9 protein-coding genes and 1 pseudogene are annotated in these 10808 nt (G+C 67.7%); 9 read left to right on the top strand and 1 reads right to left on the bottom strand.

Annotation, left to right across the window (positions count from 1 at the left end; all coding sequences use genetic code 11):
* The 9 genes from RMP08_RS06105 to RMP08_RS06065 form a co-directional block, all read left to right on the top strand.
* Window positions 1–588: NADH-quinone oxidoreductase subunit J (locus RMP08_RS06105; protein ID WP_310468103.1), on the top strand; the 588-nt coding region annotated here is incomplete at its 5' end.
* Between the two features lie 139 nt (window positions 589–727).
* Window positions 728–1033, top strand: a complete 306-nt coding sequence (nuoK, locus tag RMP08_RS06100) for an NADH-quinone oxidoreductase subunit NuoK (RefSeq protein WP_310468102.1) — start codon at window positions 728–730, stop codon at window positions 1031–1033.
* On the top strand, window positions 1033–3072 hold the full coding sequence (nuoL, locus tag RMP08_RS06095) for an NADH-quinone oxidoreductase subunit L (protein WP_310468101.1): 2040 nt from the start codon (window positions 1033–1035) through the stop codon (window positions 3070–3072). Before nuoK ends, nuoL begins: the two co-directional genes overlap by 1 nt.
* On the top strand, window positions 3069–4607 hold the full coding sequence (locus tag RMP08_RS06090; protein WP_310468105.1) for an NADH-quinone oxidoreductase subunit M: 1539 nt from the start codon (window positions 3069–3071) through the stop codon (window positions 4605–4607). The genes nuoL and RMP08_RS06090 overlap by 4 nt, the downstream gene beginning before the upstream one ends.
* Entirely contained in the window at window positions 4607–6043 is a 1437-nt protein-coding gene (gene nuoN / locus RMP08_RS06085) for an NADH-quinone oxidoreductase subunit NuoN (RefSeq protein ID WP_310468100.1), read from the top strand. Before RMP08_RS06090 ends, nuoN begins: the two co-directional genes overlap by 1 nt.
* Entirely contained in the window at window positions 6031–6735 is a 705-nt protein-coding gene (locus RMP08_RS06080) for a biotin--[acetyl-CoA-carboxylase] ligase (protein WP_310468104.1), read from the top strand. The genes nuoN and RMP08_RS06080 overlap by 13 nt, the downstream gene beginning before the upstream one ends.
* A gap of 8 nt (window positions 6736–6743) precedes the next feature.
* On the top strand, window positions 6744–7523 hold the full coding sequence (locus RMP08_RS06075; RefSeq protein WP_310468099.1) for a type III pantothenate kinase: 780 nt from the start codon (window positions 6744–6746) through the stop codon (window positions 7521–7523).
* Complete coding sequence (locus RMP08_RS06070; protein WP_310468098.1) at window positions 7520–9157, top strand: ribonuclease J; 1638 nt, start codon at window positions 7520–7522, stop codon at window positions 9155–9157. The genes RMP08_RS06075 and RMP08_RS06070 overlap by 4 nt, the downstream gene beginning before the upstream one ends.
* A complete protein-coding gene (locus tag RMP08_RS06065; protein ID WP_310468097.1) occupies window positions 9157–9435 on the top strand; it encodes a DUF1467 family protein in 279 nt (92 codons plus the stop codon). Before RMP08_RS06070 ends, RMP08_RS06065 begins: the two co-directional genes overlap by 1 nt.
* Here the strand turns inward: RMP08_RS06065 and RMP08_RS06060 are convergent.
* Window positions 9408–10808: pseudogene (locus RMP08_RS06060) on the bottom strand (hypothetical protein); the annotation flags it as partial. The gene RMP08_RS06065 and the pseudogene RMP08_RS06060 overlap by 28 nt on opposite strands.

The raw sequence follows: 10808 nt of genomic DNA, 5'->3' as shown, positions 1-10808 counted from the left end.
CTCGCCTTCTACCTGTTCGCGGCGCTCACCATCGCCTCGGCGATCCTGGTGATCTTCGCGCGCAATCCGGTGCATAGCGTGCTGTGGCTGATCGTCGCCTTCTTCAACGCGGCCGGCCTGATGCTGCTGGTCGGGGCCGAGTTCATCGCGATGCTGCTGGTGATCGTCTACGTCGGCGCGGTCGCGGTGCTGTTCCTGTTCGTGGTGATGATGCTCGACGTCGACTTTGCCAAGCTCCGCTCGGGCTTCACCGCCAATCTTCCGTTCGGGCTGCTGATCGCGCTGGTGCTGCTGGCCGAGATCGTCATCGCCTTGAACGCGCGCAACAGCGGGCCGGTGCTGGCCGACGCGCCCGCCGCGACCCAGCCCAACATCGTCGCGATGGGCGAATTGCTCTACACCCGCTTCCTGTTCCCGTTCGAGATCGCCGGGCTGATCCTGCTGGTGGCGATGATCGGCGCGATCGTGCTGACCCACCGCAGCCGCGGCGACAACCGCGGCCAGAGCGTGTCGAAGCAGATCGCGCGCCGCCCGCAGGACGCGGTGCGCAACACGAACCCGGTCAGCGGCGAGGGGGTCAAGCTGTGATTAGTTTGGCACCACTCACCCGTTCGTCCCGAGCAGCATCGAGCTTGTCGAGATGCGGCCGTCGAGGGATGTCTCGACGCCGGTCTCGGCTTCGCTCGACCTGTGCTCGACACGAACGGAACTCGGCGGAGCCGCGCGCATGATCGGCCTCACCCATTACCTGACCGTCGCCGCGATCCTGTTCGTGCTCGGCGTGCTCGGCATCTTCCTCAACCGCCGCAACGTCATCCTGATGCTGATGGCGATCGAGCTGATTTTGTTGGCGGTGAACATCAATTTGGTCGCGTTCAGCGCCTTCCTCGGCGACCTCACCGGCCAGGTGATGGCGATGTTCGTCCTCACCGTCGCCGCGGCCGAGGCCGCGATCGGCCTCGCCATCCTCGTCATCTTCTTCCGCCGCCGCGGTTCGATCGCGGTCGACGACGCCAACCGGATGCACGGCTGATGATCCAGCTGATCGTCTTCCTGCCGCTGCTCGCGGCGATCGTCGCCGGATTGGGCGGGCGGTGGATCGGCAATTTCGCCGCCAAGCTGATCACCACCGGCGCGCTGTTCGCGTCGTGCGCGCTGTCGTGGCCGATCTTCCTCAACTTCGTCGCCGGCGACTACAGCGGCGGGTGGGTCGAACCGGTGCTGGCGTGGATCAGTTCGGGCGACCTGCAAGTCGCATGGTCGCTGCGCGTCGATACGCTGACCGCGGTGATGCTGGTGGTGGTGACGACCGTCTCGAGCCTCGTCCACCTCTACAGCTGGGGCTATATGGCCGAGGACCCGGGCCAGCCGCGCTTCTTCGCTTATCTGTCGCTGTTCACCTTCGCCATGCTGATGCTGGTGACCGCCGACAACCTCGTCCAGATGTTCTTCGGCTGGGAAGGGGTGGGGCTGGCGTCCTATTTGCTGATCGGCTTCTGGTACCACAAGCCATCGGCCAACGCGGCGGCCTTGAAGGCGTTCGTCGTCAACCGCGTCGGTGATTTCGGCTTCTCGCTCGGCATCTTCGCGACCTTCCTGGTGTTCGGGACGATCTCGATCCCCGACATCCTCGCCGCCGCGCCCGCGATGGCCGGGTCGACCATCGGCTTCGCGGGAATGCGCGTCGATACCATGACCCTGATTTGCCTGCTGCTGTTCGTTGGCGCGATGGGCAAATCGGCCCAGCTCGGGCTGCACACTTGGCTGCCCGACGCGATGGAGGGGCCGACCCCGGTCAGCGCCCTGATCCACGCCGCGACGATGGTCACCGCGGGCGTATTCATGGTGTGCCGGCTGTCGCCGATGTTCGAGACCAGCGAGACCGCGCTCGCGGTGGTCACCTATGTCGGCGCCGCGACCGCGATCTTCGCCGCCACCGTCGGCACCGCCCAGAACGACATCAAGCGGGTGATCGCGTATTCGACCTGCAGCCAGCTCGGCTACATGTTCTTCGCCGCCGGCGTTGGCGCGTACGGCGCGGCGATGTTCCATCTGTTCACCCACGCCTTCTTCAAGGCGCTGCTGTTCCTCGGCGCGGGCTCGGTCATCCACGCCATGCACCACGAGCAGGACATGCGGTACTACGGAGCGCTGCGGAAAGAGATCCCGGTCACCTTCTGGGTGATGGTGGTCGGCACGCTGGCGATCACCGGGGTCGGCCTGTTCGGGGTGGGTTTCGCCGGCTTCTGGTCGAAGGACGCGATCATCGAAAGCGCGTTCGCCAGCGGCAGCGTGCACGGTCGCATCGCCTTCTTCCTCGGCGCGCTCGCCGCGCTGCTCACCGCTTTCTACTCTTGGCGGCTGATTTTCCTGACCTTCTTCGGCGAGGCGCGGTGGGGAGCGTCGGAGCATATCCAGCACGCGCTCCACGGCGATCACGACGCGCCGTCCGAAGAACATGGCGACAGCTCGCACAGCAAGGCGACACCCCCTGCGGGCACCGGCGGCTATCACCCGCACGAAAGCCCGTTGACGATGCTGGCGCCGATCATCCTGCTCGGTGTCGGCGCGGTGTTCGCCGGGCAGCTGTTCCACGACTATTTCGTCGGGTCCGAGCATGGTGCCGAATTCTGGAACGGCAGCGTGGCGTTCGACGCGCACCTCGCCCATGCCGCGCATGAGGTTCCGAAGTGGGTCAAATGGACCCCGTTCGCGGTGATGCTGATCGGCCTCGCCATCGCTTACAACAATTACTTCCGTCGCCCTGGCGCGCCCGCCGCGTTCGTCGCGATGTTCGGCGGGTTGCACCGCTTTGTCCTCAACAAATGGTATTTCGACGAGCTCTACGACCGCATCTTCATCCGCCCCGCGCTGTGGCTCGGGCGGCTGTTCTGGCGGCGCGGCGATGAGGGCACGATCGACCGTTTCGGCCCGCACGGCGCGGCCTATGCGGTTGGCCTTGGCAACCGCGTCACGGCCACGCTCCAGTCGGGTTACCTCTATTCCTACGCGCTGGTCATGCTGCTCGGCCTGATCGGCGCGGCGAGCTGGGCGATATGGTGGGCGCAGTGACCGGCCTGCCGTTGCTGACCCTGCTGATCGCGGTGCCGCTGGTGGCGGGCGTCATCGCGCTGTTCGTCAGCGCTCACGCGGCGCGGTGGATCGCGCTCGCCGCGACCCTGATCGACCTCGCGCTCGGCATCCTCGCCTGGACCGCGTTCGACCCCGCCGGGCCGCAGTGGCAGTTCGTCGAGCATGTCGGGCTCGGCGGCTCGATCGCCTGGGCGCTCGGCATCGATGGCATCGCGCTGATGCTGATCATGCTCAGCGTATTCCTGATGCCGATCTGCATCGGCGCGTCGTGGACCGCGATCGACAAGCGGGTGCCCGAATACATGTCCGCCTTCCTGCTGATGGAGGCGCTGATGATCGGCGTGTTCACCGCGCAGGACCTGTTCCTGTTCTACATCTTCTTCGAGGGCGGCCTGATTCCGATGTATTTGATCATCGGCATCTGGGGCGGCGCCGAGCGGATCAAGGCGAGCGACAAATTCTTCCTCTACACCCTGCTCGGCTCGGTGCTGATGCTGATCGCCATGCTGTACATGGTGCTCGAGGCCGGCACCGCGTCGATCCCGGAATTGATGGCCTACGATTTCGCGCCCAACGTCCAGCAATGGCTGTGGCTGGCGTTCTTCGCCTCGTTCGCGGTCAAGATGCCGATGTGGCCGGTGCACACCTGGCTGCCCGATGCCCACGTCCAGGCGCCGACCGCGGGTTCGGTGATCCTCGCCGGCGTGCTGCTCAAGATGGGCGGCTACGGCTTCATCCGCTTTTCCGTGCCGATGTTCCCCGAAGGCTCGGCGCAGTTCGTACCCTTGGTGTTCATCCTGAGCGGGATCGCGGTGGTCTACACATCGCTGGTCGCCCTCGTGCAGCGCGACATGAAGAAATTGATCGCTTATTCGTCGGTGGCGCACATGGCGTTCGTCACATTCGGCCTGTTCGCCTTCAACCGCCAGGGCATCGAGGGCGCGCTGATCGTGATGCTCAGCCACGGCCTCGTCTCGGGCGCCTTGTTCCTGTGCGTCGGGGTGATCTACGACCGGCTCCACACCCGCGAAATCGACCGCTACGGCGGCCTCTCCAACAACATGCCCGGCTACGCCTTGCTGTTCATGCTGTTCACCATGGCCAGCGTCGGCCTGCCCGGCACCAGCGGCTTCGTCGGCGAGTTTTTGGCCCTCGTCGGCACCTACAAGGTGTCGAGCTGGGCGGCAGTGGTCGCCACCACCGGGATCATCCTCGGCGCCGCTTACATGCTGTGGCTGTATTGGCGGATCGCGTTCGGCACGTCGCGCAATGCCGACGCCGCGGCGATGCCCGACCTCAGCCCGCGCGAATGGTGGCTGCTCGCGCCGATCGCGGCCTGCGTGCTGTGGATGGGGGTCTATCCCGAAAGCTTTATGGCGCCGATGCGCGCCGATGTCGGCCGCCTGCTCGAGCGAGTCGAGCGCGCCACCCCCGAGGGCGACGCGCATTTGACCGCGGGCAAGGCCAAGCCCGCCGAACACGCGCCCGAGCATGGCGCCGAGGCCGCCCACTGATGAACCAGTTCGCCCCCATCCTCCCCGAGCTGATCCTGTCGGTAGGCGCGATCGTGCTGATGATGGTCGCCGCCTTCACCGGCCGCCGCGGTGCCGGCCTCACCACCTGGGCCGCGGTCGCCTTGCTGCTGATCGCCACGCTCGCATTGATTGGCGCGCCGTCCAATGACGGGCCGATCTTCGGCGGGCTGCTCGCGGCCGATGCTTTCGGTGCGTTCGGCAAAGCGCTGATCTTCCCCGCCGCCGCGGTGGCGATTATTGCCGCCCACGGCTGGTTCGAGCGCAATGCCGAGCATGGCGCCGAATATGCGGTGCTGATCCTGTTCTCGAGCGTCGGCATGGCGGTGATGGTCTCGGCGACGAACCTGATGACATTGTACGTCGGGCTCGAGCTACAGAGCTTGTCGGCCTACGTGCTCGCCTCGTACCGCCGCAGCGACGAGCGCAGTGCGGAGGCGGGCCTCAAATATTTCGTCCTCGGCGCGCTCGCCAGCGGCATCCTGCTCTACGGCTTCTCGTTGCTCTACGGATTCACCGGGACGATGAGCTTCACCGGCATCGCCGCCGCCTTCGGGCGCGACGACGCCTTGAGCCTCGGCATGTTGCTCGGCCTCGTGTTCCTCCTCTCCGGCATCGCGTTCAAGGCCAGCGTGGTGCCGTTCCACATGTGGACTCCCGACGTTTACGAAGGCGCGCCGACCCCGGTCACCGCCTTCTTCGCCTCGGCCCCCAAGGTCGCCGCGGTGCTGATGGCGGTGCGCGTGTGCATCGATGCTTTGGGCCCGGCGATCGACGCCTGGCGCCAGATCATGGTGGTCGCCGCGCTCGCCTCGATTCTGCTCGGCGCGGTGGCCGCTTACGGCCAGACCAATATCAAGCGGCTGCTGGCGTACTCGTCGATCAACAATGTCGGATTCGCGCTGATCGGGCTTGCCGCGGGCGGACCGGGCGGCGCCTCGTCGGTATTGTTCTACATGGCGGTGTATGTCGTGATGACGCTGGGTGCGTTCCTCTGCGTGCTGCGCATGCGCGGGCCCAACGACGAGCGGCTCGAGAGCCTCGATAGCCTCGCCGGCCTGTCACAGACCCGCCCCGCGTTCGCCGCCGCGCTGGCGATCTTCATGTTCAGCCTGGCCGGGATCCCGCCGCTGTTCGGCTTCTGGCCCAAGTTGCTGGTGTTCACCGCGGCGGTCGACGCCGGGCTGATCGCAGTCGCGGTGATCGGCATCCTCGGCACCGTGGTCGGCGCTTACTACTACCTCAAGATCGTCAAGATCATGTATTTCGACGAGGGCGGAACCCCGCTGGCCAAGGTCGCGGCGCCGGTCGAGCGGGTGCTAATCCTGGTTGCCGCGATCGCCGTGTCGCCGCTCGGCTACCTCCTCATCGGCCCGCTCGGCGACCTCACCGACCGCGCCGCTGGATCGATCTTCTGACCCGCATCCGCATTGTCGAGCGCACCGGCTCGACCAACGCCGATCTGCTTGCCGCGCCCGCCGCGGGCGAGGGCGAGTGGCTGGTTGCGCTGGCGCAGGAGGCCGGGCGCGGGCGGCAGGGGCGCGAGTGGCGCTCGCTCAAAGGCAATTTCTTCGCCAGCACCTTGATCGCGCTGCGCCCGACCGACCCGCCGGCGCCGTCGCTGTCGCTGGCCGCGGGGGTGGCGCTGATCCGCGCGGTCGAGGCCGCCGCGCCCGCCACCGGGCTGATGCTCAAATGGCCCAACGATCTAATGATCGGCCCCGCCAAGCTCGCCGGCATCTTGCTCGAGCGCAGCGGCGACCGCCTGGTCGCGGGGTTCGGTGTCAACCTCGCCAATGCGCCCGCCATCGAAAGCCGCGAAACGATCGCGCTGTCGTCGGTCGCGCTGGTCAGCCCCGAAACCTTCGCGCCGCTGATCGCCGCGGCGTTCGCCCGCGCGCTCGAGCTGTGGCGCAGCGACTTGACCCGCCTGACCACCGCCTGGCTCGAAAGCGCGCACCCGCTCGGCACGCCGCTGACCGTCCGCGCCGGCCCCGACGAGACGCTCGCCGGGGAATTCGCCGGGCTCGATCCCGATGGCGCGCTGCGGCTGGCCTTGGCGGACGGCAGCGTGCGTGTCATGCACGCCGCCGACGTCAGCCTCGGATAGGATCGGCCATGCTGCTCGCGATCGACGCCGGCAACACCAACATCGTGTTTGCGCTAGTCGACGGCGGCCTGATCAAGGCGCGCTGGCGGGTGGCGACCGACCCGCGCCGCACCGCCGACCAATATGCCGTGTGGCTGCACCAGTTGCTCGAGCTCGAAGGCTATGCGCGCGGGGATGTCACCGCGGTGATCGTCGGCACGGTGGTGCCGCGCGCGCTGCACAATCTCGAAGTGCTCAGCGAGAAATATTTCAAGGTCACGCCGGTGGTTGCAGGGCAGGGCGCCGCGGCATGGCCGATCGCGCTCGACGTCGAGGAGCCCGACAGCGTCGGCGCCGACCGCGTGCTCAACGCCATTGCCGCCCACGCCCGCCACCCGGGCGACCTGATCGTGATCGATTTCGGCACCGCGACGACGTTCGACGTGGTCGATTTCTCGGGCGCCTACAAAGGCGGGATCATCGCGCCGGGGATCAATTTATCGCTCGACGCCTTGGTCGCGGCGGCGGCGATGCTACCGCGCATCGCGATCGCCGCGCCCGGCGACACCAATGTCATCGGCCGCACCACCGAAAGCCAGATGTCGATCGGCATCTACTGGGGCTATGTCGCGATGATCGAAGGGCTGGTGGCGCGCCTGAAGGCCGAGATCGGCCGCCCGGTGACGGTGATCGCCAGCGGCGGCCTGGCGACCTTGTTCGAGCAGCACAGCAAGGTGTTCGACGCAATCGAGCCCGACCTCACCATCCAGGGCCTCAGCCTGCTCCACGAGAAAGCCGTTAAACCATGATCCCCGGTGAAGAATTACTGTTCCTCGCGCTGGGCGGCTCGGGCGAAATCGGGATGAACGTCAACCTCTACGGCTGCCGCGGGCAGTGGCTGATGGTCGACCTCGGGCTGACCTTCGCCGACCCCGACTATCCAGGAATCGACCTCATCCTGCCCGATCTCGACTTCATCGAGCGCAACCGCGACCGCCTCGCCGGGATCGTCCTCACCCACGGCCATGAAGACCATATCGGCGCCATCCCCTACCTCGCCGCCGACTTGAAGGTGCCGCTCTACGCCACCCCGTTCACCGCCGGGCTGATCGCCGGCAAGCTCGAGGAGGAGGGGCTGACCGGGCAGGTCAAGCTCAACATCGTCGAGCGCGAAGGCGGCATCGAGCTCGGCCCGTTCAAGGTCAGTTACGTCGCGCTCGCGCACTCGATTCCCGAGGGCAATGGCGTACTGATCGAGACCCCGTTCGGCCGCGTGTTCCACACCGGCGACTGGAAGATCGACGAGACCCCGGTGATGGGCGAGCCGTCGAGCCACGAACCACTGCGAGCACTAGGTGACGCCGGGGTGCTGGCGCTGGTGTGCGATTCGACCAACGTCTTCCAGGACGCCCCGTCTGGGTCCGAAACCGGAGTCTACGCCGGGCTGCTCGCCGAGGTGCAAAAGGCGCGCGGGCGGGTCGCGGTGACGACCTTTGCCTCGAACGCCGCGCGGCTGCAGACGATCGGGCGCGTCGCCGCCGAGACCGGGCGCCGGGTCGCCGTCGCCGGGCGCAGCCTCGACCGCATCATCAAGGTCGCCAAGGCGACCGGCTATTTGACCGATTTCCCCGAGCCGGTGCGCTTCGACGAGGCGATGAAGCTGCCGCGCGAGGAGTTGCTGATCATCGCCACCGGCGGCCAGGGCGAGCCGCGCGCCGCGCTCGGCCGGATCGCCTCGGGCAGCCATGAATTGAAGCTCGCCCGCGGCGACACGGTGATCTTTTCCTCCAAGATCATCCCGGGCAACGAGCAGGCCATCGGCCACGTCATGAACTCACTGTCCGACGCCGGCATCCTGATCGTCACCGAGCGCCAGGCGCACGTCCACGTCTCCGGCCACCCGGGCCGCCCCGAGCTGGCGCAAATGTACGGCTGGGTGCGCCCCGAGATCATCGTGCCCGTCCACGGCGAAGCGCGCCACATCGCCGAGCAGGCGCGCTTCGCGCTCGATTGCGGCGTGCCCAAAGCGGTGGTGCAGAAGAACGGCGACCTCATCCGCCTCGCGCCGGGCGAGCCCAAAAAGCTCGGCGAGGAGCGCGTCGGGCGGCTGGTGCTCGACGGCGACGTCATCCTCCCCGCCGACGGCCCGACCATCTCCGAGCGGCGGCGGATCGGCACCAGCGGGCTGATCACCGTCGCGCTGGCGGTGCGCGGCGACGGCGCGCTGGCCGGCGACCCGCTGGTGCGCCCGTTCGGCATGCCGGTCGAGGAGGACCGCGACGACTTCATCGCCGACGCCACAAACTCGGCGGAACGCGCGTGCGATCCGCGCGCCGACGAGGACAAGATGCGCGAGGCGGTGCGGCTCGCGGTGCGCCGCTGCGCGACCGCCTGGACCGGCAAGAAACCTTTGGTCGAAGTGCAGCTGGTGCGCGTCGGCTGATGCAGCCGGGCTCGATCGTCGCGATCTATTTCCTGTTCTTCGCGGCGTGTGCGTTCGTGCTGCTGCCGTTCGGCGTCCGCACCGACGAGGAAGCGGGGACCGCGAAGGTGCCGGGCCAGGCCGACAGCGCGCCGCACCAGTTCGACTTGAAGCGCCACCTGGTCAAGGCCGCGCTGCTCGCCGCCATCCTGTTCGGGCTCTATTACGCCAACTGGACCTTCGGCTGGATCGGCCCGGACGTGCTCGACTTCTACAGGCCGGTCGACACCCGCGGGTAACGCCGCCGCTCCACCACCTGCGCCAGCGCGGCGTACAGCTTGCCCATGTCGGACGACATCAGGGTCACCGCGATGATCCCGCTGTCGCGCTCGGCGAGCACCCGGCGGAGCATCGATTCGAAGTCCTGGACGTAGCGGTTGACCGACTGCTGGAACTCCGGGTCGGCCTCGTAATGGGCGCGGATCGCCTTGGTCTCGGCGCCGCCGAGCAGCCGCACCGCGCGGCGGGTGAACACCCCGCGATTGCCCTTCAGATAGGAATCCCAGGTCTTCTCGTCGATTTCGTCGGAGAGGATCTTGCCGACGTCGATCGCGGCCGAGTGCATCGAATCCATCAGCAGCGACACGCGCCGGGTGAACGCCTCGCTGTCCTTCTCGCGGCTGGCGGTTTCGGTGTGCTCGATATGCTGCTCGAGCGCGGCCGCGCTTTGACCGAGGGTCAACATCTGCTGGGTCAGCCGGTCCGAGGCGGCGCGGGCCGTGTCGACGGCGCGGGCGGCGATCGTCTCGACTTCGCGCAGGCGGTCCTCGATGCCGTCGCGGATGACCTCTTCGAGGGCCTCACGCGTGGCCTTCGACAGCTTGGCAGCCGATTCCGGAATGACCCCCGCCATCGCCTCGCGGGCGCGCTCGGCGGCATGGGCTGCGGCATCGCGGACCTGGACCATGGCCGCGACCAGCGCCGGGCCGGTCTCGGCCGTCAGATTGGCCGCGTCCGACTGGGCTTCGCTGATCGCCGAAGCGAGCGTCGCTAGTTTCTGCTCGGCGCCGATGACGCCCTCGTCGATATTGGCGAGGAGGGCGGTCAGGCGATCCTGCTGGGCGGCAATGCCGGAGCCGGTTTCGGCGATTCGGATTGCGGCTTCGGCGGCAGCGTCGCGCATCCACTCGACCTCGGGCCGGGCGGTGCGGGCCGCATTGAGCAGCCGTTCGGCGTCGACTTCGGCTTCGGTAAAGCCGGCCATCAGCCGCTCGCGAACCTCGTGCGACAAAACGGCGACTTCCTGGCGCAGCGCGGTGGTCCGCTCGGCCAGGGCGGTGACGGCGCCCTCGTTCGCACTCGTGTCCGCGCCCAAATTCTCGAGGTCCATGCGGGCCCGGCCGATGGCGCCGAGGATGGCGGTCGCCCGGTCGTCGCCATGCATCGCCAGCTCGCCGAACCGTTCGGTCAGGCTGGACAGCGCCCGGTCGACGTCGGCCAGCATGCGCTGGCTGGCACGTTCCTGCTCGGCGACCTTGACGGCCAGCCCATCGAGCGCGCCGGAAGCGCTGGTGACATGGCCTTCGATGGCCTGCGAGGCTTCGACTCCCGTCCGGGCGAAGCCGGCCGAGGCCTGCTCGACCAGCGCGGAAACGGCCAATGCCTGGACGTC

This window comes from Sphingomonas sp. (genome assembly GCF_031426035.1).
In the GTDB taxonomy this organism is placed as follows: Bacteria; Pseudomonadota; Alphaproteobacteria; order Sphingomonadales; family Sphingomonadaceae; genus Sphingomicrobium.
This window is presented reverse-complemented; position numbering and strand designations above follow the sequence as displayed.